The sequence below is a fragment of the Nakamurella sp. genome, assembly GCF_048594475.1.
Classification (GTDB): Bacteria; Actinomycetota; Actinomycetes; order Mycobacteriales; family Nakamurellaceae; genus Nakamurella.
Map to the genome: position 1 here is coordinate 1 of NZ_JBMDXT010000375.1, position 22,949 is coordinate 22,949.

The following is a 22,949-nucleotide window of genomic DNA, read 5'->3' on the forward strand; positions in this document are numbered from 1 at the left end:
GCCCCCACTACCCCCCGGCCCGCGGGCCCCGGCCGGGGCCCCGCGCCGCCGTCGACCAGGAGGTCACCGTCCCATGACGATCGTCGTCTACCTCGGACCGACGATGCCCCGGTCGGCGGCCGCCCGCATCCTGCCGGATGCGGTGTTCCGCCCACCGGCCGCGCAGTCGGACATCCTCAGCGTCGTCGATGAACTGGAGCCCGACGGGATCCTGCTCATCGACGGGGTTTTCACCCAGCAGCTGTCGGTGTGGCACAAGGAGATCCTCTACGCGCTGGAACGCGGCGTCGCCGTCTACGGCGCCAGCAGCATGGGCGCGCTGCGGGTGGCCGAGACCGCCACCTACGGGGCTCGCGGGTTCGGGCACATCTACGACGCGTTCGCCGGCGGCGAGCTGACCGACGACGACGAGGTCGCCGTGATGCATGCCTCCGCCGAGGACGGGTTCCGGGCCCTGAGCGATGCCATGGTCAACATCCGGCCGACGCTGCGGTCGGCGGTGACCGCCGGCGTCATCACCACCGACCAGCACGACCTGCTGATCACCCTGGCCAAGGGCCGCTTCTACCCGGAGCGCAGCTATGCGGCGATGCTCTACGACGCCGGCGAGCACGGTGTACCGGCCGAGACGCTGGCGGCGCTGAAGGCGTTCATCCGGACATCGGCGGTGGACCAGAAGCGGATCGACGCCATCGCCCTGCTCCGCCACGTCGCCGAGCACGGCGTGCAGCCGCCGCCGCCGGTCCGGGTGACCAGATCACATCCGTTCGACGCCATGTACTTTCGGGACCGCCGGGTGCGCCACGGCGGAGCGAGCCTGCCGTTGGCCGACATCGGTGCCTATGCCGCCCTGCACCTGGCGAACTTCGGCGAGATCAACGAGCACGCCCTGCACGCCGGACTGGTCGACGTCCTGGGCGAACTGCTGGGGGTGGCACCGGACGAGGACGCGGTGGCCGCCGAGCTGGTCCGGTTCCGGGCCGACCGCCGGCTCCGCACCGATGCCGACCTGGCGACCTGGCGACGCGAGAACGATCTCAACGATGACGACTTCGCTCAGCTCATCCGACGATTGGCCACCCGACGCGCGCTGCGGGATTGGTTGATCAGCCGGAAGTACCTGGAGCGCACCACCGAGGAGGTCCTGGACGAGCTGCGGGTGCGGGGTCGTTACCCGGCGGTGGCCGCCGCCGCCGGCCAGCAGCAGGCCCTGCTGGACGCCGCGCATCCCGACTTCACCTTCCGCGGGGACAACGCCGACCTGCTCGCGCTGATCCGCGGCCAGGCCCGCGAAACCGGCTGGCGCCCCACGGTGGGTCTCGATGTCTGGGCGTTCGAGAACGGCTTCAAGGACGTGTACGACGTCCGGTTCGAACTGGTCAGGGCCAAGCTGGCGCGGGAGGCCATGGCGCAGGCGATGGCGGCGCTGACCACCGGCACTTTCACCGATCAACCCGGATCAGCACTGACATGACGGCCACCCCCTGTGTCGCGCGGATCACCTCCGCCGGCGCGGACGACCATGGCGCGTTCGGGACGGCCGAGGCCAGAACCGACGATGTCGGCCGCGCGGAGCTGCTCGCGACGCTGGCCCGGGCCTCGAGCCCGGCCGAACGGATCGCCGGCGGCTGGCTGCGGCCGTCGGACGACCGCACGCTCGGCGAGCTGCGGTTCGCGCGCTGGTCGCGACGGATCGCCGATGGCCGGCCGGATCGGGCCGCCGCCATCCTGGCCGAGCACGGGTTCACCCAGGAGCAATGGCGGGCCGGGCTGGGCGAGGTCGCGGTCCGACCGGGGGAACCGCTGCCCGGGTGGGCGCGGGATGCCCTGACCCTGGTCGACCTGATCGGCACCGAGCCCGGACCGCACCGCGTCCCCCGGCTGCGCGAGGTCGCCGGGGACGGCCTGCCCGAGTGGGTCGACGGTGACCAGCCCTGGCGGTTCCACCCAGGCTTCCGCGACTGGCTGACGGTCGCGGCTCGCGAGGTCGATCGGTGGACCGGAGCGGCGCCGATCGGCGCCGCGGCCCGCCGCGACCTGGTGCTCGACCTGGCGCGGCGGCAGCTCGGCGTCGCCGGCCCACTGCTGATGCAGGCGGCCGCCGGCCGGCCGGCGGACGACCCGCTGTTCGCCGCGGACCCGCGCGGCGACTGGATCGCCCTGTGGACGTCGCACCCGGTGGTGGCCCGGCTGCTGGCGACCGTCTGGCGGCAGTGGCGGGAGACCACCGCCGAGCTGTGCGGACGGGTGGCGACGGACCTGCCGTCGATCCGCCCGGGGACCCGGGTGACCGGGTTCGAACTGTCGGCCGGCGATCAGCACGGTGACGGCCGTTCAGTGGCCCGCCTGCGGCTGTCGGACGGCACCTCGCTGTTCCTCAAGCCCCGCGCGGACCGGTTGCACCGGTTGCTCGGCACCGTGCTGACCCGGGTCGACCGGGCGGGACCGCCACTCGGCATCGACCCGGCCCGCAGCCTGCCGCGCATCGTCGACAAGGGCGGCTACGCCTGGGTTCTGGAGGTCGCGGCCGCGGAGTGCAGCACCGGGACCGTCGGCGCGTACTTTCGCCGCACCGGCGCGCTGCTTCGCGTGCTGCAGGCCATGGGCGCCACCGACCTGCACCACGAGAACTTCGTGCCCACCGACACCGGGCCCGTCCTGGTCGATCTGGAGACGGTGGTCTCCCCCGGACCGTTGCGCACCGCACCGGCCGCCGACGCCGTGGCCCGACGGTTGTCCGACACCCCCGGTCCGACCAGCATGGTCAGCAGCGTCGTTTCCGGCGCCCCCGGCCGGGAAACGGCCGATATCGGCGCGCTGGCCGGGCCGAGCCGGACCCGAACTCCCTACCCGGTGCGGGTGCTCGTGCCCACCGCCACCGGCCCGGAGCTGCGCAGCGAACGCGCCCCGATGGACAACGGCAACGCCCTGCCCCGGGTCACCGGCCGGCCCACGTCCCTCCGCGGGCACGAGCCGGAGTTGATCGCCGGGTACGCCGAGGCGCAGCGCCGGCTGGCCGCGCTGGCGGTGGCCGACCTGCTCCCCGCGGACGGTACCGGCCGCGACCTCGCTCCGTCGGTGCGGTTCGTGGCCCGACCCACCCGGACCTACGCCCGGTTGCTGCTGCAGAGCACCGCCCCCGCCGCGCTGGTCGACGGTGTCGAGCGGGAACTGGTCATCGAACTGCTCTACCGGGCGGTCGGCACCGCGCCGGCGGGTCTGATCGCCTGCGAGGCGGCGGCGATGCGGGAGCTCGACGTTCCGCTGTTCACCATTCCCTTCGACCGGCCGGACCTGATCAGCGACCGCGGCGTCGTGCTGCCGGATGCGCTCACCCAGGCACCGACCACCCGGACCCAGGAGCGGCTGCGGGCCCTGACGGCCCGGGCCGACCACGTCGACGACCTGCGGGCCACCTTGTTCGCGATGGACCCGGCGCACCACGGCACCCGCGACGCCGAGCCGGTCCGGACCGGCGCGGGCATGGGCGGGCCGGACACCTCGACCGGCGGTGCGACGGATCGACCGACCGGGAAGGTGGTCACCACCCCGGCGCGCCGGCCGTCCGGTGCGGTCGACCTCACCGAACCCGTTGCGACACTGCTGGACCGGGTGATCGTCAGCGGCACCGGCGCACCGGCGTGGGTGGGCCTGGAGCATGACCCGAACCGCAACCGCTGGACCTACGGACGGCTGGGGGCCGGGCTGACCGGGCAGGCCGGCATCGGGCTGGCCCTGGCCACCGTCACAGCCGGCCGGCCGGCCGACCGGCTCGGCGCGGACTGCGCGGCGATCGCTCGCGGCGCCCTGCTGGGCAGCGTGGACCGGATCGGGCCGGGCGAGATCGGGCCGGCCGACGCGTTCACCGGGCCGGCCGGCGTGCTCTACGCCGCCGCGGTGGCCGGACGTCTGCTGTCCGACGGCGAGCTGGTCGACGCCGCCCGGAGCCTGGTCGGTCCGAGCCTGGTCGCGGCCCGCCGCGACCAGCCGTCCTTCGTCGTCGACGCCGCGGCGGGGGCCGTGCTGGCGCTGCTGCAGCTGCCGCCGGACGACGCGGTGGCCGATGCGCTGGCCGAACTGGCGCGGCTGATCGACCGGCCGGAGCCGGACGGCGACCTGGACATCCCGGACGAATGGTCGCGGTCCCTGCCGTCCCGCGCGTTCGGGACGGCCCTGGCCCGGCACCGGCTGGCGGCGCGAGAGCCCGATGGCGAGCAGCGTCCCGCCCCGCGGTTCCCGGATCCCACCGGGACCGGTGACGAGGTCGCCGCCGCGACGGTGCGGTCACCCGCGCCACCGTCCGACCCGGTGCCGGCGGACGCGAGCCTACGGGTGCTGCTCGACCGGGCCGCGCTGGCCCGGGCGGCCCGGCGGGCCGGGGGCGACCCGGCCTGGGCCACGCACCTGAGCGCCGTGCGTCGGGCCCTGGCCGATCGTCGCCTCCGCACCGGCCGCTGGACCGGCCCGGCGATCGCCCCGGATGCCACCCAGATCTCGCCCGTCCACGGGCTGGCGGCGCTGGCCGTGCTGTTCGCCGGTGCCACCGCCGACCTCGCCCCCGACCTCGCCCCCGATGTTGCCCCCGACCTCACCCTCGATGTCGCCCCCGATGTGGATGTGCCGATTGCGAGCGCGCTGACATGACCGTCGACCGGTCCGCCCCGACCACCACAGACACCACGGGTACCGCCGGTGACCGCGGGCTGGGCCGGCCCCTCGCCCAGGCGTCCGACCCGATCGACCGGGTCGTGCGGCTGGCGCCGAAGTGGACGGTATTCGTGCTGGCGGCCTGCGGGTTGCTGGTGCTCGGGATCATCGTATGGTCCGTCCGCGGGACGGTCACCTCGTCGGTGTCCACCACCGGCCTGTACAACGAGCGCGGGGCGGCCACCGTGTCCACCGACACGGCGGGCACCGTCGACAAGGTGCTGGTCAAGCTCGGTGATGAGGTGACGACCGGCCAGCCGCTGGTCAGCCTGGTCGGGGGTACCTCGCTGGTCTCACCGCAGGACGGGTCGGTCACCTCCATCCTGGTGTCCGACGGATCGACGATGGTCGCCGGGCAGCACGCGGCGCGGGTCACCGACCTCGCCGCACCGGACTTCGTGGTGACGCTGGTGCCGACCGGGCTGACCGGCACCGTCGTGGTCGGACTGCCCGTGCGGATGGCGGTCTCCAGCGCGCCGTCGTCGACCTACGGGTACCTGCTGGGCACCGTCGACGAGATCAGCTCCGACCCCTTCACGGTCGCCCAGGTGGCCACCCGGCTGGGCCTGGAGGAGCAGGTCGTGGCCGCCCAGCTGGGCACCGCACCGGGACTGCTCGCGGTCGTCCGGCTGCAGTACGACCCGAGTACGCCGTCGAACTACGCGTGGAGCGTCGGCCAGGGCCCGCCCTTCGTGATCACCCAGGGCGTCCCGGTCACCGCGCAGATCATCCTGAGCGAGAAGTCGCCGCTCGACGTCGTGTTCCCCGACCCGACGCCCGGGTCATGAGTACGCAGACCCCGCCCGTGCCCCACCCGGCCGGCCCGGCGGGCGCCCCCGACCCGCCCCCGGTGACGTTCCCCCGGCGCCGGGTCAAGGTGCCCACCGCGCTGCAGATGGAGGAGACCGAGTGCGGCGCGGCCTCGCTGGGCATGGTGCTCGCCCACTTCGGCCGGGTCGTCCCGCTGGAGGAGCTCCGGGAAGCCTGCGGGGTGTCCCGCGACGGCTCCAACGCCAGCGCGATGCTCAAGGCGGCCCGCGGCTACGGCATGCAGGCCAAGGGGTATCGACGGCCGTTCAGCAAGCTGGCGGAGGGCGATCTGCTGCCGCAGATCCTGTTCTGGCGGTACTCGCACTGGGTGGTGCTCGAGGGGTACGGCAAGGACGGCCTGCTCATCAACGACCCCGCCGAGGGCCGGCGGGCGATCGGCGTCGCCGAGGCCGAGCGGCTGTACAGCGGGATCGCCCTGCACGCCGCCCCGGGTCCCGATTTCACCCGGGGCGGCCGGCGCCGGTCCTGGCTGGGTGACCTGTGGGCCCGGATGCGGCCGGGCCGGCTCGGCTTCGTCCTGGCCGCCGTCGCCGGGCTGTTCCTCGTGGTGCCCGGCGTCATGCTGCCGATGTTCACCACGGTGTTCGTCAACGACGTGCTGAACTCGCCGACGGGATCCAACGCCGCGGCGCTGGTCGCCGCCGTGCTGATCGTGTCGCTGCTGATCGGGGCCCTGACCCTGACCCAGCAGTGGTTCCTGGCCCGGTTGCAGACCCGGCTGACCGTCTCCGGGTCGTTCCGGCTCGTCGATCACCTGCTGCGGCTCCCGGTCCAGTACTTCACCCAGCGGTTCCCCGGGGTGATCGTCAGCCGGCTCGACCAGGTCGACAGCATCACCCAGCTGCTCGCCGGCCCGTTCATCACCGCCGGCGTCGCGACCGTCGGACTCGTCGTCTACGCCGCGGTGATGGTCGCCTACAGCCCGCTGCTCGCCGGGTTGGCCATGATCGCGTCCCTGCTGAACATCGCTGCGCTGTGGTACGTCTCGCGCCGTCGGGACGCGGCCAACCAGCTGCAGCTGCGGGAGAGCTCGCGCCTGACCGGCCTGGGCATGTCCACGATCTCCACCATCGAGGCGGTGAAGACCTCCGGCGCCGAGGACTCCGCGTTCGAACGCTGGGCGGGCTTCCAGGCCCGGTACCTGCTGGCCAGCCAGGACATGGGCCGGCTGACCAACGGCCTGTCGGTGGTCCCCACGACGCTGTCCAGTCTCACCTCGGTGCTGGTGCTGGCGATCGGCGGCGTCGGCGTCATGTCCGGATCGCTGTCCCTGGGCATCCTGGTCGGCTTCCAGGCGCTGATGGCCTCGTTCCTGTCACCGATCGGTCAACTGGTCGGCCTGGCCCAGCAGGCGCAGACCGCGCAGGGCCAACTCATGCAGGTGAACGACGTCCTGTCCAGCGCGGTCGACGAGCAGTTCACCCGGACACCCGCCCGGACCGGCCCCTCCGATGCCGCCGGCAGCGCCGACGCGGCCTGTGCGGTCACCGCGCGACTCAACGGCGCCCTCGAGCTGCGGGACGTCGAGTTCGGCTACACCCGGGTCGGCAAGCCGCTGATCTCCGGGTTCTCCCTCTCGGTCGCGCCGGGCAGCCGGGTCGCCCTGGTCGGCGCGTCGGGCTCCGGCAAGTCGACCATCGTCAAGCTGATCCTGGGCCTGTACGAACCCTGGCACGGGGAGGTGCTGTTCGACGGCCGGCCCCGGCAGGCCTGGGACCGCGCCCTGATCACCACCTCGGTGTCGTTCGTCGACCAGCGCATCATGCTGTTCGAGGGCAGCATCCGGGACAACCTCACCCTGTGGGACTCGTCGGTGACGCCGGACGATCTGATCGCCGCCGCCCGGGACGCCTGCATCCACGACGACATCGCCGCGCGCGCCGGCGGCTACGAGTCGGCGATCCAGGGCGGTGGCCGCAACTTCAGCGGCGGGCAGCGGCAGCGACTGGAGATCGCCCGGTCCCTGGTCCTGGACCCGAGCATCCTGGTGCTCGACGAGGCGACCAGCGCCCTGGACACGGAGACCGAACAGCGGATCGACCGGAATCTGCGGCGCCGCGGGGCGACCTGCATCATCGTCGCGCACCGGCTCTCCACGATCCGCGACTGCGACGAGATCCTGGTGCTGGACGCGGGCCGGATCGTGCAGCGCGGCACCCACGACGAGCTGATCGCGCAGGGCGGCCGGTACGCGCAGCTGGTCGAAGCGGAATGAGCGACGTGGCGACCGCAGACCTGGCCGTTCCGGGCGGGGTCAGCACCGGCGAACCCCGCACCCTCGACGCCAGCACCCCGATCCCGCTGGAGAGCGTCGACACCGCATGGTTTCTCACCTCCGGTGAGGTCGATCTGTTCGTGGTGCCGACCGACGCCGACGGTGCGCTCGGGCGGCGCAGCTATCTCGGGTCGGTGGCGGCCGGCGCGCTGCTGCTGGGCACCGAGCCGCTGACCCACCGGGGCTGCCGGTGGCGGTTGGTGGCCGTCGGGGTCGACGCGACCGTGGTCCCGCTCGGCGCCGACTGGACTGCGGCCCTGCCCGGCCGGGCCGAGCTGCAGGCCGCCCTGCACACCTGGCTCACCGCCACCGCCGCCGGCTTCCTGGCCCCGGGCCCGCGGTCGGCGATCACCGACGAGCAGGTCGACCACGACGTCGAGCTGGCCGCCGGGCAGGTGCTGAACTCGCCCGGCGCGCTGCGGTGGTGCGTCCCGCAGGACGCCCGGCTGCGCGTCGGCGGGGTCGGTCAGGACGAACGGCTGCCCGTCCCGTTGGGGGCAGGGTTCGGCGTCGAGGTCGCCGAGCCCGGGACCGCCGCGATCCGGACCACCGACGCCCTGGACCGGGTCGACCTGCGGCGGGGCATCGCCTCGATGCAGTCCGCGCTGCTCACCGCCCATGCCGCGTTGGCCGTGACCCGGTCCGAGGCGTCGGCCGCCCGCGAGGCGGGCCGACCGGAGTACGACGCCGCCGTCCGCCGCAGCACGTTGGCCGGCTTCGACCGGATCGACGCCGCCGACCAGTGGACCACCCCGACCGGTGCCGACGCCCTCCTCGCCGCCTGCGAGCTGCTCGGGCGGGCGGCCGGCATCCGGATCAGCGCACCGGCGGACTGGTCCCTCGCCCTGAGCGCCGACCCGGTCCGCGCCATCGCCCGGGCCTCCGGGGTGCGGGTGCGGGCGGTGACGCTCGACGGCTCCTGGTGGCGCAACGGGCTGGAGCCGATGGTCGCGTTCAGCGAACCGACCGGGGATCCCGTGGTGCTCGTGCCGCGGGAGTCCGGCGCCTACCGCATCGTCGACCCCACCACCGGAACCGAATCGACGGCGACCGCGCAGGACGCCGGCCGGCTACGACCGACCGCCTACGTGCTGTACCGGCCGATGCCGCCCGGCGCGCTGACCGTCCGGGGCCTGCTGCGGTTCGGCCTGCTGGGCAGCCGCCGCGATCTGCTCCGGTTACTGATCTTCAGCCTCGTCGCCGGGCTCGGGTCGCTGGCCCTGCCGATCGCCACCGGGTCGATCCTGGGCAGCCTGGTGCCCGTCGGTCAGACCGGCCCGGTGCTGGCGGCGTCGTTGGTGCTGCTGCTGATCGTCTTCGCCACCACCGGCTTCCTGCTGTCCCGGTCCGCCGCGCTGCTGCGGCTGCAGGGCCGGATGCTCACCCGGATGCAGTCGGGCATGTGGGATCGGCTGATCGCGCTCCCGGTGCAGTTCTTCAGCCGTTTCTCGGTCGCCGACCTGACGTTGCGGGTCAACGGCGTGGACATGATCCAGCAGATCCTGGCCTCGGTCGCCTCGCAGACCCTGCTGGCGGTGGTGACGCTGGTGTTCAGCCTGGCGTTGCTGTTCGTCTACAGCGCGTCCCTCGCGCTGATCGTGCTGGTCGTCACGCTGATCACGGTGTCGATCAGTGCCGTCATCACGATGGTGCAGATCCGCCGGTTGCGGTCGATGTACGACGCCAAGGGTGCGGCGTCCGGGGTGCTGCTGCAGATCGTGCAAGGCATGGACAAGATCCGGGCGGCCGCCGCGGAGAACCGGGCGCTCGGCGCCTGGGCGGCCCGGTTCGCCGATCAGGCCGGGTACCTGCTCTCCTCGGAGCGGCTGTCGGCCGTGCGCACCGCGATCTACGCCATGCTGCCCTCGTTCCTCACCGTCATCGTGTTCGCGGCGGTGTCGTCGAACCCGGGGGTGATGACGACCGCCGCGTTCCTGGCGTTCATCACCGCCCTGGGTCAGATCGCCGGCGCCACCGCACAACTGGATCTGAGCCTGGGGTACGCGCTGAACGTGGTGCCGATCTTCGACCGGATGCGGCCGATCCTGGCCGAACCGGTGGAGGTCGCCCCCGGCGCGGGCGACCCGGGGCTGCTGGCCGGCCGGGTGGAGCTGTCGTCGGTCACCTATCGATATCCGGGGACGGACACGCCGGTCCTGCACGAGGTCAGCATCACCGCCCGGCCCGGCGAGTTCATCGCGCTGGTCGGTCCGTCGGGGTCGGGCAAGTCGACGGTGGTCCGGCTGCTGCTGGGCTTCGACCGGCCGGAGTCGGGCAGCGTCACCTACGACGGCAAGGACCTGTCCACCCTGGACGCCCGGGCGGTCCGCGCGCAGATCGGGGTGGCCATGCAGAGCGCCGCGGTGACCGGCGCCGACATCCTGTCGGTCATCACCGGTGACTGGCCGCTCACCGAGGACGACGCCTGGGCGGCCGCCGCGAAGGTCGGTCTGGCCGACGACATCCGGGCGCTGCCGATGGGGATGCGGACCATGATCGGCGACAACGCGGTGACCTTCAGCGGCGGTCAGCGGCAGCGGCTGGTGCTGGCCGCGGCGATCGCCCGCAACCCCCGGCTGGTAATCCTCGACGAGGCGACCAGCGCCCTGGACTCGGTCACCCAGGCGACGGTGGCGCAGAGCTTCGACCGGCTGCAGGTCACCCGGATCGTGGTGGCGCACCGGCTCGGCACCATCCGCAACGCCGACCGGGTGATCGTGCTCGAGGCGGGCCGGGTCGTGCAGGAGGGCTCCTACGACGAGTTGGCCGGTACGCCGGGCATCTTCCAGAACATGGTGCGCCGGCAGACCCTGTAGGGGTGTCCTGACGGACGCCGCGATCACCCGGCAGCGGCCGTGAGCACCGCGGCGATCTCGGCGCGCGGAACGCCGCCGAGGAACCATCCGGACGCCTGCCAGGGGCTGACCACCCGGGCCGTGACCGCGTCGACGTCCACAGTGGCCGGCAGCTGCGTCGGCAGTCCCAGACCGCCCAGCCAGGTCCGGAGCCGAACCGCCGCCGCGCCGGGATCGAGACCCAGGATCGCGCGGGCCCGATCCGGCGTGCCCCAGTCCGGCCCGACGGCCCCGGTGGCGATGCCACGCAGCCAGGCCGGGATCAGCGCGGCCAGGGCCGTCGGCTTCGGCAGTCCGGTGGCCCGGACGACCTCGGTGGCCAGGGGCCACAGCACATGTCCGGCCGGCGCGCGGCCCAGGGCGAACAGGCCCAGGTGGGTCTGGATGCTGGCCAGGGCGGCGGCGGCGCGCCAGCCGCCGTCGGCCGCGGTGCCGGCGGCCCGATGGCCGGCCAGTTCCTCGCCCAGATCGAGGATGGTGGCAGCCGTTCCGGCGGCCAGCCCGTCCTGGAACCGCAACCGCGACCCGGCGATCGCGGGCACGCAGACCCGCGCCCACGGCTCGACCAGACCGGCGCCCAGGGCGGCCGTCGGCAGCGTGCCCGTCAGGGCCGGGTCGAGCACGACGGCGGCCGAGCGCAGACCGGGGCTGACGATCATCGCGGTCCCGCCCGGCCCGGTGCGCACCGCCACCGCGCTGACCTCGGCGGCGGTACCGATGGTGGTCGGGATGCACACCGTCGGGTTCACGGCCCGGGTCGGCAGGACCGTCGGGCCGTCGGCCGGGGCGCCGAACCCGTCCGCGGCGGGGTCGGACGCGGCCAGGGCGGCCAACCGGACGAGGTCCATCACCGTGCCCCCGCCGAGCGCCACCGGGACGCCACCCGGCCGGCGGGCGAGGGCGCCCGCGACCGAAGCCGCCACCTCCTCGGACGGGTCGGACGACCCGACGAGCACCACCTCCAGGGCCGGCGCCCGCGCCCGGACGGCATCGACGTGCGCGGTCAGCTCCCGGTCGGCGACCAGGATCATGCCGCGGCCCCGCAGCACGGCCGGCACCTGCGGCAGCCCCCCGGTGAAGACGGTGGTGCAGCTCGACCACACCTCGAGCGCCGCCGGTCGGGTCACGACGTCAGCGTCGGACCGGGATGGCCTGCTCGCTGGTGAACAGGTTGTCCGGGTCGTAGGCGGTCTTGACATCGATGAGCCGGTCCAGGTTCTCGGCGAAGTACTGCCGGAGCGGGTCGGGGATCAGCCGGTTCGGGAAGTTCTGGTAGCTCTCGTCCGGCGTCACGTCGGCCACGATGGCGATCTGGGCCGCGGTCCAGTCGAGCAGGTCCTGCCCGACGGACGGCGGGTCGGCGGTCTCCCAGACCGGCGTCGGCCGCAGCAGCAGCGGGGCGCCCCGGTGGACGTAGGCGGTGTCGGTACGCCCGACCCGGCCGACGACGTCGCCACCGACCCAGCCCAGGAACCACAGGGCGCCGTTGGAGTTGTCGGTCCGCACCGGGCACTGGGCCAGCAGGTCGACCATCGAGGCCACCCGGTCCTGCGGCAGCGCCGCCCGGGTGTAACGCGACCAGTCGCCCCACGAGTGCGGCTCGGGGTTGGCCGACGGCCACACCTGCTGCTGCACCTCCCAGAACGGTCGCTCCTGCAGGGCCGACTTCGCCGGGCCGAGCGCGACGAACGGGGCGAGCAGGTCGCGGGCCTCGTCCATCGGGCCGACGTACTGCCCCCGGACGAAGGCGTCGATCGCCTCCCGCGGGCCACCGTCGCCGACCGGGGTGGCCTGGGCGCACGAGCTGAGGTTCAGGCCGGCGGGCGCCGTCTGGCAGAGCGTGTCGACCGCGGCGAGCATCGCGGTCGCCGCATCCGCGCCGCGGTAGTCGTACCGGAAGTAGACGACGGTCGCCGGCGCCTGCACCAGCTGGAACCGGAACGAGGTGTTGAGTCCGAAGGTGCCGCCCGTGCCACCCCGGCAGGCCCAGAACAGGTCGGCGTGCTGGCCGGCGTCGGCGTCGACCACCTCGCCGGAGGCCAGCACGACCCGGGTGGAGGTCAGGTGGTCGCAGGTCAACCCGGCCCAGTGGGTGTTGTAGCCGATGCCGCCGCCCAGCACGAGCCCGCCCGTGCCGACCCCGAGGCAGGTACCACCGGGCAGCAGGAACGGGGTGTTGATCGTCTTGTCCAGCACGTCACCGTTCAGCGCGGCGGCACCGACCACGGCCGTGCCGGCCGCCAGGTCCACGGTCACGTCGTTCATCGCCCCGATGTCCAGCAGCAGCCCGGACGTGGTCGACAGGCCGGCGTAGCTGTGGCCGCCGCCGTAGGGCGCGACCGGCAAGCCGTTGTCCCGGGCCCAGTTCACCGCGGTGACCACGTCGGCCTCGTCCTTGCACCGGGCGATGACGGCGGGCCGCACGTCGAGGTAGCGGGTGTTGGAGGACAGCGCGGTGAACGGGTAGTTCGCGTCGAGCGGGGACAGCACGTTGCCGCGGAGCCGGCTGCGCAGATCCTGGATCGCGCCGTCGGGCACCGGGTCCGGGGCGGCCGTGGTGCTGGTCGGCGGCGGGGTCGGCGTCCGCCACTCCGGATCGGCCGACGGCCCACCGCCGGCGCCGGTGGCCGATGTGGGGGCCGCCCCGGTCGACCCGGCGCCCGGCGGCGCGGTGGTCGTCGCGCCGGAGGACGCATCGGTCGACGTGCAGGCGGCGAGCAGGCCGGTCACCGCGCCGGCGGCGCCGAGCTGCAGGGCCCGGCGGCGGCTGAGCGGGCCCGTCGGCCGGTCCGGCAGTGGGGTCATGGAACCACCTCGATCGTCTCCATCATGCCCAGGTCCTCGTGACTGACGATGTGGCAGTGGTCGACGAACTTCCCGGTGAAGTCGAGGAAGTTCGTCTGGAAGGTGAAGGAGTCACCGGTGTTCCCGGTGAGGATGTAGGTGTCCCGCCAGAGCGGCTTGTCCAGCACCTGACCGTTGATCCTGGTGATCTTGAACGGGTTGACGTGGATGTGGAAGACGTGGGCGTGCTGCGGCAGCTTCTCGTCGACCCCGTTGACCACGGTCCACTCCTCGGCGGTGCCGAGCTTGACCTGGTACGGCGGGAGCGCGGCGGTGAACTGCTGCCCGTCGACCCCGAAATCCTCGAACTGGGTGCCGTTCCGCTCGACGGAGTAGGTCACCTCCCGGGTCCGCACGATCGGACCGATCTCCTGGTCGAACGCCGGCAGCTCGGCCGGCAGGGCCATGGTCACCGGGTCGCCGGCGACCTCGATGGTGGCGATCGGCCGGGTGACCAGCTCCGGCGGCAGGCCCTCGGTCGAGCCGGGAACGCCCTGGGTGCCGGGCTTCTGGCTGGAGCTGGGGGTGCACTGCAGCGTGACGGTGCCGGCGGTGGTCGCCCGCACCAGCACCTCCACCCGGTTGCCGGCCGACAGGAACAGGTTCGGCACCCGGTCCGGCTCGGGCAGGGTCAGCCCGTCCCAGGCGATGACGTGGAACTCGAGGCCGTCGGCGACCAGGTTGATGAACTTGCCCTCGGCCGCGTTGAGAATGCGCCAGCGGGCCACCTCGCCGGGCCGCATGGACAGCGTCGGCGACAGGCCGCCGTTGATCGGGTAGAGGATCTGGTTCCGCGGGAAGAACGCCTCGGTGGCCGAGGGGTCGGGGATCGGCTGCGGCACGGTGAAGGTGTCGTCGACCTCGATCGCCTGGATGACCATCAGCTGTTCCGCCGCGGCCGCGACCTCCGGCACCGTGTCGATCGCGCCGCGGATGATGATCGCCCCGGCCATGCCGCCACGGATCTGCTGCGCGACGCCCCCGTGCCGGTGCGGGTGGTACCAGTACAGACCGCCGGGATGGTCGGCCGGCACCTCGATCTCGTACTGGTAGCGCTCGCCGGGCTGCACCGTCAGGAAGACGTCGTCGCCGTTGCCCTCCGGGGAGACGTGCATGCCGTGGTAGTGCAGGTTCGTGGTCGTCCACTGGTGTGGGCGGTCCATCGGCATCGGGTCCGCGGCCATGTCGTGGCCGTCGTGGCCGGCCGATCCGGACGCGCTCGACGGGGCCGGGCTCGCCGACGCGCTCGTCCCGGTCCCGGGCGGCTCGGCCGGCAGGTCGTTCACCAGCTCGACCCGCAGGACGTCGCCGGGAGCGATATCCCAGGTCGGCCCGGGCAACAGCCCGTCGTACGCCCAGGTGGTGATCGGCCGGGCCGCGCCGATGTCGACCTGGGCCGGCCGGGGCGTCAGAGTCGTCTGCAGCACGCCGTTCTCGCTGCGGTGCAGGGCGGTGGGGCGCACCGATCCGGCCGCCGCCGAGGTCCCCGACCCCGAGGTCGCCGACCCCGAGGCCGCCGCGCCGCCCGCCGGGCCGGCGGCGGTGGACCCGCTGCCGGCCGGGCCGGCCGGCGTGGGCGAGCAGGCCATCAGCAGCGGCACGCCGCCCAGCGCCGCCCCCAGCTTGAGCACCCGACGGCGGGACCACTGCTCAGTCACGGCACCACTCCCCCGCCTCGCCACCGGTCGGAGTCAACATAAGCGGTGACCCCGGCCGCAGCCCGCTGGGCGGGGATGACACGCGCACGACCGCGCCCGGGCGACCGGAGCGGTCAGCTCTCCGCGGCCGCGTAGGCGGGCAGGGTCAGGAAGTCGGCGAAGTCGTCGGCCAGCGCCACTTGCTCGAACACCATGCGCGCCAGCGGGTACCGGCTGGCGGCGTAGGCATCCGGGCCCAGTTCGGTGGCGATGGCGGCGAGTTCCTCGTCGGCGATGCCGCGGACCAGCTCGGCGGTGACGGTGCGGCCGGTGTCCAGGGTGACGCCGTTGTGCACCCACTGCCACACCTGCGAGCGCGAGATCTCGGCCGTGGCCGCGTCCTCCATCAGGTTGTGGATGCCGACCGCACCGTTCCCGCCGAGCCAGGCCTCCAGGTACCGCAGGGCGACGTCGATGTTGCCCCGCAGGCCGGCCTCGGTGATCGCGCCCGGCACGGACGCGACGTCCAGCAGCTGCTCGGCGCTCACCGCGACGTCGTCCCGGTGGCGGTCGAGCTGGTTCGGCCGGTCCCCGAGGACCGCGTCGAACACCTCCGCGCACACCGGCACCAGATCCGGGTGCGCGACCCAGGACCCGTCGAAGCCGTCACCGGCCTCGCGCTCCTTGTCCGCCCGCACCTTCTCCAGCGCGACCCGGTTGACCTCCGGGTCCCGGCGGCTGGGGATGAAGGCGGCCATGCCGCCCATCGCGAACGCACCACGCCGGTGGCAGGTGGCCACCAGCAGGTCGGTGTAGGCCCGCATCATGGGAGCCGTCATGGTCACGCTGCCCCGGTCGGGCAGCACGAACGCGGCTCCGGCGTCGCGGAAGTACTTGATCACGCTGAACAGGTAGTCCCAGCGGCCGGCGTTCAACCCGGACGCGTGATCGCGCAGCTCGTAGAGGATCTCGTCCATCTCGAAGGCCGCCGGGATCGTCTCGATCAGCACCGTCGCGCGGACGGTGCCGTGCGGGATGCCGAGTTCGGCCTGGGCGTGGGTGAACACGTCGTTCCAGAGCCGGGCCTCAAGATGGCTCTCCATCTTCGGCAGGTAGAAGTACGGGCCGCTGCCCCGGGCCAGCAACTCGGCCGCGTTGTGGAAGAAGTACAGGCCGAAGTCGACCAGCGCACCGACCGCCGGGCCGCCGTCGACCAGCAGGTCACGCTCGTCGAAGTGCCAGCCGCGCGGCCGGGCCACGATCGTGGCCAGCCGCCGGTCGGTGGCCAGCCGGTACTGCTTGCCCTGCGGCGAGTCGAACTGCAGGGCGCCGCGGATCGCGTCGTGCAGCACCAGCTGGCTGCCGACGACGTTGCGCCAGTGCGGGGTGTTGGCGTCCTCGAGGTCGGCCAGCCAGACCCGGGCGCCCGAGTTCAGCGCGTTGATGGCCATTTTCGGCTCCGGCGGGCCGGTGATCTCCACCCGCCGGTCGAGCAGGTCGGCCGGGGCGGGAGCCACCGTCCAGTCGCCCGCCCGGATCGCCGCGGTCTCGGGCAGGAAGTCGAGCCGGCCGGCCTGTGCCGCCTGCGCGCGACGGGTGGCCCGCGCGGCGAGCAGCTCGTCGCGGCGGCCGGCGAAGCGGCGGTGCAGCCCGGCGACGAAGTCGAGCGCGGCCGGGGTCAGGATCTCGTCCGCGCGGGGCACGGGCACGCCGCGGACCTCGACGGTGGCGGACGCGGTGGTGGGGCTGGCAGTCACTCTTCGGCCTCCCGGCTCGTCATTATCCACTATATGGAATGTCTATCTCGCTGATCGAAATCTACCGGGAGCGTCCGACCGGGTCAACGCGGTGTGACGCACGCCGGCGGATATCGCGGATATATCTGGCCCGGCCGCCGGCGGAGGTGGGAGCTGCTGTCCGGGATACCGGACAGAACCCCGCCGCCGGCCCTGTCCGCACCGGTCGGGCCGCTGATTGCATGGAGTGACCCGGGACCGACCACGCGCCATGCCCAACACCTGGCCCGACCTGAGAGGAACGCGTCGATGCAGGGAGCACGCCCCGTCCGCGCCGCCCGTGGCACCAGCCTGACCGCCAGGTCCTGGACCACCGAGGCACCGCTGCGGATGCTGATGAACAACCTCGATCCGGAGAACGCCGAGCGGCCCGACGACCTCGTGGTCTACGGCGGCACCGGCAAGGCGGCCCGCGACTGGGCCTCGTTCGACGCCATGGTCCGCACGCTGACCACCCTGGAGGCGGACGAGACCATGCTGGTCCAGTCGGGCCGCCCGGTCGGCGTCATGCGGACCCACGAGTGGGCGCCGCGGGTCATCCTGGCCAACTCCAACCTGGTCGGCGACTGGGCCACCTGGCCCGAGTTCCGCCGCCTGGAGAAGCTGGGCCTGACCATGTACGGGCAGATGACCGCCGGTTCGTGGATCTACATCGGCTCCCAGGGCATCGTCCAGGGCACCTACGAGACGTTCGCCGCGATCGCCGAGAAGCGGTTCAACGGGACGCTGGCCGGCACCCTCACGCTCACCGGCGGGGCCGGCGGCATGGGCGGCGCGCAGCCGCTGGCCGTCACCCTGAACGGCGGTGCCTGCCTGATCGTCGACGTCGACCGGTCCCGGCTGCAGCGCCGCGTCGACCATCGCTACCTGGACGAGATCGCCGACGACCTGGACGACGCCGTCGCCAACGCCCTGGCCGCCAAGGATCAGCGGCGGGCCTGGTCGATCGGCCTGGTCGGCAACTGCGCGCAGGTGTTCCCCGAACTGCTGCGCCGCGGCGTGGCCATCGACATCGTCACCGACCAGACCAGCGCCCACGACCCGCTGTCCTACCTGCCGCTGGGCGTCGAGCTGGCGGACTGGCACGACTACGCGGAGCGCAAGCCCGAGGAGTTCACCGACCGGGCCCGGGAGTCGATGGCCCGGCACGTGCAGGCGATGGTCGAGTTCCAGGACGCCGGCGCCGAGGTCTTCGACTACGGCAACAGCATCCGTGACGAGGCCCGCCTCGGCGGCTACGACCGGGCCTTCGAGTTCCCCGGTTTCGTGCCCGCCTACATCCGGCCGCTGTTCTGCGAGGGCAAGGGCCCGTTCCGCTGGGCCGCGCTGTCCGGCGACCCCAAGGACATCGACGCCACCGACCGCGCCGTCATGGACCTGTTCCCGGACAACGACCGCCTCCAGAAGTGGATGCGGGGCGCCCGGGACAAGATCGCCTTCCAGGGCCTGCCGGCGCGGATCTGCTGGCTCGGCTACGGCGAGCGGGACAAGGCGGGCCTGCGGTTCAACGAGATGGTCGCCGCCGGCGAGCTGTCCGCGCCGATCGTCATCGGCCGCGACCACCTGGACTGCGGCTCGGTGGCCTCCCCCTACCGGGAGACCGAGGCCATGCTCGACGGGTCCGACGCCATCGCGGACTGGCCGCTGCTGAACGCGCTGGTCAACACCGCCTCCGGCGCGTCCTGGGTGTCCATCCACCACGGCGGCGGGGTCGGCATCGGCCGGTCCATCCACGCCGGCCAGGTGTCGCTGGCCGACGGGACCGCCCTGGCGGCGGAGAAACTGGCCCGGGTGCTGACCAACGACCCCGGCATGGGCGTCATCCGGCACGTGGACGCCGGCTACGAGCGGGCCGAGCAGGTCGCCGCCGAGCGCGGCGTCCGGATCCCGATGAAGGAGAGTCAGGTCGCGCCGTGAGTTTCGACGCGATGTGGTCGGCGATCGAGCCGATCGGCCGGGACGCCGCGTCCGGTGGGTACCGGCGGTTCGCCTGGACCCGCGCCGATCACGACCTGCGGGAGTGGTTCGCCGGCGAATGTGCCCTGCGGGGTCTGGATCTCACGACGGACCGGGCCGGCAACCAGTGGGCCTGGTGGGGCGATCCGGACGCCGCGGTCGCCGCCGGCCGGCCCGGGGTGGTCATCGGCTCCCATCTGGACTCGGTGCCCGACGGCGGTGCCTTCGACGGTCCGCTGGGCGTAGTCAGTGCCCTGGCCACCGTGGATGCGTTGCGGACCACCGGTTTCGCGCCGGGCCGGCCGATCGGCGTGGTCAACTTCGCCGATGAGGAGGGCGCCCGCTTCGGCATCGCCTGTGCCGGTTCGCGGATCATCACCGGCCAGCTCTCCGGCGACCGGGCCCGCGGGCTGACCGACGGCGATGGGGTGTCGCTGGCGCAGGCCCTGTCCCGGGCCGGCGGCTCGCCGGACGATCTGGGTGTGGATGACGAGACCCTCCGCCGAGTCGGCTGTTTCGTGGAGTTGCACGTCGAGCAGGGCCGGGCCCTGGTGGACACCGGCGAACCGGTGGCGATCGGCACCGGCCTGTGGCCGCACGGCCGGTGGCGGATCGACTTCCCGGGCGAGGCCAACCATGCCGGCACCACCCGGCTGGCCGACCGGCACGATGCGATGATCGGGTACGCGCACACCGTGCTGGCCACCCGCGCCGCCGCCGAGCATCGCGGGTGCCTGGCCACCATCGGAAAGGTGGCGGTCCGGCCCGGTGGGGTGAACGCCATCGCCAGCGGGGTGACCGGCTGGCTGGATGCGCGCGGGGCGGACGAGGCCGCGGTGCGCGCTGCCGTCGCGGACATCACCGCCGTCGCCGCCGACCACGGGGCCACCGTCCGGCGGGAGTCGTGGACGCCGTCGACGTCGTTCGACGCCGGCCTGGCCGACCGGCTGCAGGCGGTGCTGGGGCCGGACGTGCCGCGGCTGGGCACCGGCGCCGGGCACGACGCCGGCATCCTGGCAGTGCACGGCATCCCGAGCGCGATGCTCTTCGTCCGGAACCCCACCGGCATCTCGCACTCCCCGGCCGAGTTCGCCGAGCGCGACGACTGCCACGCCGGCGTCCATGCGCTGACCGCGGTCGTCCGGGACCTGGCCGCATGAGCACCTATTTCGCCCGGCACGCGCTGCTGCCGGCCGGGCCGGCGGCGGACGTGACGTTCGCGGTGGCCGATGGGCGGTTCGTCGCCGTCACGGCCGGCACCGTTCCCCCGCCGGGCGCGACCGTGCTGCCCGGCGTCGTGCTGCCCGGGCTGGCGAACTGCCACAGCCACGCGTTCCACCGGGCGCTGCGCGGGCGCACCCACGGCGGCGGCGGCACGTTCTGGACCTGGCGGGAGGGGATGTACCGGGTGGCCGCCGCGCTCGACCCGGACACCTACCTGGCGTTGGCCCGGGCCACCTACGCCGAGATGGCGCTGGCCGGGATCACCGCGGTGGGCGAGTTCCACTACCTGCACCACGCACCGGGTGGCGCCCCCTATGCCGACCCGAACGCCATGGGCGAGGCCCTGATCCAGGCCGCCACCGACGCCGGCATCCGGTTGACCCTGCTCGACACCTGTTATCTGGCCGGGGGTCTGGACGCGGACGGGCACGGACCGCTCGGCCCGGAGCAGGTGCGCTTCTCCGACGGCTCGGCGCGGCGCTGGGCCGATCGCGTCGCGCGGCTGGCCGGCAGTCGTGCGAGCTCCGACGAGGTGCTGATCGGCGCGGCCGTGCACTCGGTCCGTGCGGTCCCCCGGGACCAGCTGCCGGTCGTCGCTGCGGCCGCGGCCGGCCGGCCGCTGCACGTGCACCTGTCCGAGCAACCCGCCGAGAACGAGGCCGCGCTGGCGTTCTACGGCCGCACCCCCACCGAACTGCTGGACGAGGCCGGCGTGCTCGGTCCGGCCACGACGGCCGTTCACGCGACCCACCTGACCGGCTCCGACATCGCCACCCTGGGCCGGACGGGCACCACGTCGTGCTTCTGCCCCACCACCGAACGCGACCTGGCCGACGGCATCGGACCGGCCCGGGCGCTGCTCGACGCCGGATCGGGCCTGAGCCTGGGCAGCGACCAGCACGCGGTCATCGACCTGATCGAGGAGGCGCGGGCGCTGGAGATGCACGAGCGGCTGGCCTCCCGGCAGCGCGGCCGCTTCACCCCGGAGCAGCTGCTGACCGCCGCCACCCGGCACGACACCCTCGGCCGGCCCGACGCCGGCGCGCTGGCCGTCGGCCACCGGGCCGACCTGGTCGCGGTGCGGCTGGACGGCCCCCGGACCGCCGGGGTGGACCCGGCCCAGGTCCTGCTCGCGGCGACCGCCGCCGATGTCGACACCGTGGTGGTGGACGGTCGACCGGTCGTCACCGGCGGCCGGCACCGGCTCGGCGACGTCGGGGAGTTGCTGCGGACCGCGATCGAACCGCTGTGGAGGACACGATGAGCATCCTGGTCACCGGGATCGGCGAGCTGGTCACCAACGACCCGGCGCACGGCGGGGAGCTGGGCATCGTCGGCGACGCGGCGGTGGTGGTCGACGGCGACCGGGTGGCCTGGGTCGGTCCGGCCGTGGCCGCCCCGGCCGCCGACGACATGCTGGACGTGCAGGGGCGGGCGGTGCTTCCATCGTTCGTCGACTCGCACGCGCATCTGGTCTTCGCCGGCGACCGGGCGGCCGAGTTCGCCGCCCGCATGGCCGGCACCCCCTACGACGGCGGCGGGATCGCGTCGTCCGTGCGGGCCACCCGGGCGGCGTCCGACGACGAGCTGCGCCGGCTCGTGGCCGCGCGGATCGCGGAGATGCGCGCGCAGGGCACCGGCACCGTCGAGATCAAGAGCGGGTACGGGCTGACCGTCGACGACGAGGCGCGGGCGTTGCGCATCGCCCGCGAGTTCACCGACGAGACGACCTTCCTGGGCGCGCATGTGGTGCCAGCCGAGTACGCCGAGCGACGCGACGAGTACGTGCGGCTGGTGACCGGGCCGATGCTGGCCGCCTGCGCGCCGTACGCGAAGTGGATCGACGTGTTCTGCGAGCCGCGCAGCCCGCATGCGTTCACCGGCGACGAGGCCCGGGCGGTGCTGACCGCCGGCCGCGACGCCGGCCTGGCCCTGCGCGTGCACGGCAACCAGCTCGGCCCCGGGCCCGGGGTGCAGCTGGCGGTGGAGCTCGGCGCGGCCAGCGTCGACCACTGCACGTACCTGTCCGGCGCGGACGTCGACGCCCTGGCCGGGTCGGCGACGGTGGCGACGCTGCTGCCCGGGGTGGAATTCTCCACCCGCTCGCCCTACCCGGACGCCCGGCGCCTGCTGGAGGCCGGCGTCCGGATCGCGCTGGCCACCGACTGCAATCCGGGCACCTGCTACTCGTCGTCCATGCCCTTCGTCATCGCGCTCGCGGTGCGGGAGATGGGCCTGACCCCGGCCCAGGCCCTGCGCGCGGCGACGCTCGGCGCGGCCGATTCGTTGCGACGCGACGACATCGGCCGGCTGACGGTCGGCAGCCGGGCGGATCTGACGGTGCTGGACGCACCCAGCCACCTGCACCTGACCTACCGGGCGGGTGTTCCGCTGGCCCGGGTCCTACACCTGCCGTGATCTGTCCTACGCGGTTCCGGGCCATTGCAGGTCGATCTCGATGACCGGTAGCCAGGGCCGGGAGCTGGGTGGTCGGGGTGGGCGGCTGGTGTACCGGTGCCCGGTCGGGGTGGTCGTGACGATCGTGCCGTCCTGGGTTCGGGTGGCCCACCCGGTCAGATCCTTCGTGAGGTTGCAACGAGCGCAGCGGCCGTTGCCGTTGCCGAGGTCGGTGACCCCACCCCTGGCGACCGCGACCGTGTGGTCGGCGTGCCGGATCGGCGCTCCGCACCACGGCGTCCGGCACACCTGGTCCCGCACCGTCAGGAACATCCGGGCCACGGCCGGGAAGTCGCGCCGCCGCGCATCGGTCCCGGCCACCTGCCCCGAAGTGGCATCGGTGTACAACCGCCGCACCCACACCCGG

13 protein-coding genes and 1 pseudogene are annotated in these 22,949 nt (G+C 73.6%); 9 read left to right on the forward strand and 5 right to left on the reverse strand.

The features are described from left to right. The first annotated feature begins 73 nt into the window (after positions 1–73). The 5 genes from ACOJUF_RS16745 to ACOJUF_RS16765 are packed head-to-tail and all read left to right on the forward strand — an operon-like array spanning position 74 to position 10,629. Positions 74–1,474: a TfuA-like protein gene (locus ACOJUF_RS16745; RefSeq protein ID WP_420122961.1), complete on the forward strand. Its 1,401-nt coding sequence runs from the start codon at positions 74–76 to the stop codon at positions 1,472–1,474. Further along, entirely contained in the window at positions 1,471–4,644 is a 3,174-nt protein-coding gene (locus tag ACOJUF_RS16750) for a DUF4135 domain-containing protein (protein ID WP_420122962.1), read from the forward strand. The genes ACOJUF_RS16745 and ACOJUF_RS16750 overlap by 4 nt, the downstream gene beginning before the upstream one ends. Beyond that, positions 4,641–5,495, forward strand: a complete 855-nt coding sequence (locus ACOJUF_RS16755; protein WP_420122963.1) for a hypothetical protein — start codon at positions 4,641–4,643, stop codon at positions 5,493–5,495. Before ACOJUF_RS16750 ends, ACOJUF_RS16755 begins: the two co-directional genes overlap by 4 nt. Continuing rightward, on the forward strand, positions 5,492–7,753 hold the full coding sequence (locus ACOJUF_RS16760) for an NHLP family bacteriocin export ABC transporter peptidase/permease/ATPase subunit (protein WP_420122964.1): 2,262 nt from the start codon (positions 5,492–5,494) through the stop codon (positions 7,751–7,753). The genes ACOJUF_RS16755 and ACOJUF_RS16760 overlap by 4 nt, the downstream gene beginning before the upstream one ends. 5 nt (positions 7,754–7,758) lie before the next feature. Beyond that, entirely contained in the window at positions 7,759–10,629 is a 2,871-nt protein-coding gene (locus tag ACOJUF_RS16765) for an NHLP bacteriocin export ABC transporter permease/ATPase subunit (protein WP_420122965.1), read from the forward strand. 23 nt (positions 10,630–10,652) lie between these two features. On the opposite strand, the gene ACOJUF_RS16770 is transcribed toward ACOJUF_RS16765, so the two are convergent. The 4 genes from ACOJUF_RS16770 to aceB form a co-directional block, all read right to left on the reverse strand. Further along, positions 10,653–11,795 (reverse strand): iron-containing alcohol dehydrogenase, encoded by a 1,143-nt coding sequence (locus tag ACOJUF_RS16770; protein ID WP_420122966.1) that lies wholly within the window; start codon positions 11,793–11,795, stop codon positions 10,653–10,655. Positions 11,796–11,799: 4 nt separating this feature from the next. Continuing rightward, positions 11,800–13,473 (reverse strand): FAD-binding oxidoreductase, encoded by a 1,674-nt coding sequence (locus ACOJUF_RS16775; RefSeq protein ID WP_420122967.1) that lies wholly within the window; start codon positions 13,471–13,473, stop codon positions 11,800–11,802. Then, entirely contained in the window at positions 13,470–15,170 is a 1,701-nt protein-coding gene (locus tag ACOJUF_RS16780; protein WP_420122968.1) for a multicopper oxidase family protein, read from the reverse strand. The genes ACOJUF_RS16775 and ACOJUF_RS16780 overlap by 4 nt, the downstream gene beginning before the upstream one ends. Before the next feature lie 113 nt (positions 15,171–15,283). After that, positions 15,284–16,906, reverse strand: a complete 1,623-nt coding sequence (aceB, locus tag ACOJUF_RS16785) for a malate synthase A (protein ID WP_420122969.1) — start codon at positions 16,904–16,906, stop codon at positions 15,284–15,286. Between the two features lie 288 nt (positions 16,907–17,194). On the opposite strand from aceB, the gene ACOJUF_RS16790 reads away from it, so the two are divergent. From ACOJUF_RS16790 to hutI, 4 genes are read left to right on the forward strand one after another with little or no spacing between them, the layout of a single operon-like run. After that, positions 17,195–18,862, forward strand: a complete 1,668-nt coding sequence (locus ACOJUF_RS16790; RefSeq protein WP_420122970.1) for a urocanate hydratase — start codon at positions 17,195–17,197, stop codon at positions 18,860–18,862. An 11-nt stretch (positions 18,863–18,873) separates the two neighbouring features. After that, complete coding sequence (locus ACOJUF_RS16795) at positions 18,874–20,061, forward strand: allantoate amidohydrolase (protein ID WP_420122973.1); 1,188 nt, start codon at positions 18,874–18,876, stop codon at positions 20,059–20,061. Then, positions 20,058–21,389, forward strand: a complete 1,332-nt coding sequence (locus tag ACOJUF_RS16800; RefSeq protein WP_420122971.1) for a formimidoylglutamate deiminase — start codon at positions 20,058–20,060, stop codon at positions 21,387–21,389. The genes ACOJUF_RS16795 and ACOJUF_RS16800 overlap by 4 nt, the downstream gene beginning before the upstream one ends. Continuing rightward, on the forward strand, positions 21,386–22,543 hold the full coding sequence (gene hutI / locus ACOJUF_RS16805; RefSeq protein ID WP_420122972.1) for an imidazolonepropionase: 1,158 nt from the start codon (positions 21,386–21,388) through the stop codon (positions 22,541–22,543). Before ACOJUF_RS16800 ends, hutI begins: the two co-directional genes overlap by 4 nt. Positions 22,544–22,549: 6 nt before the next feature. Here hutI and ACOJUF_RS16810 read toward each other — a convergent pair. Further along, positions 22,550–22,949 (reverse strand): annotated as a pseudogene (locus ACOJUF_RS16810) (HNH endonuclease); the annotation flags it as partial.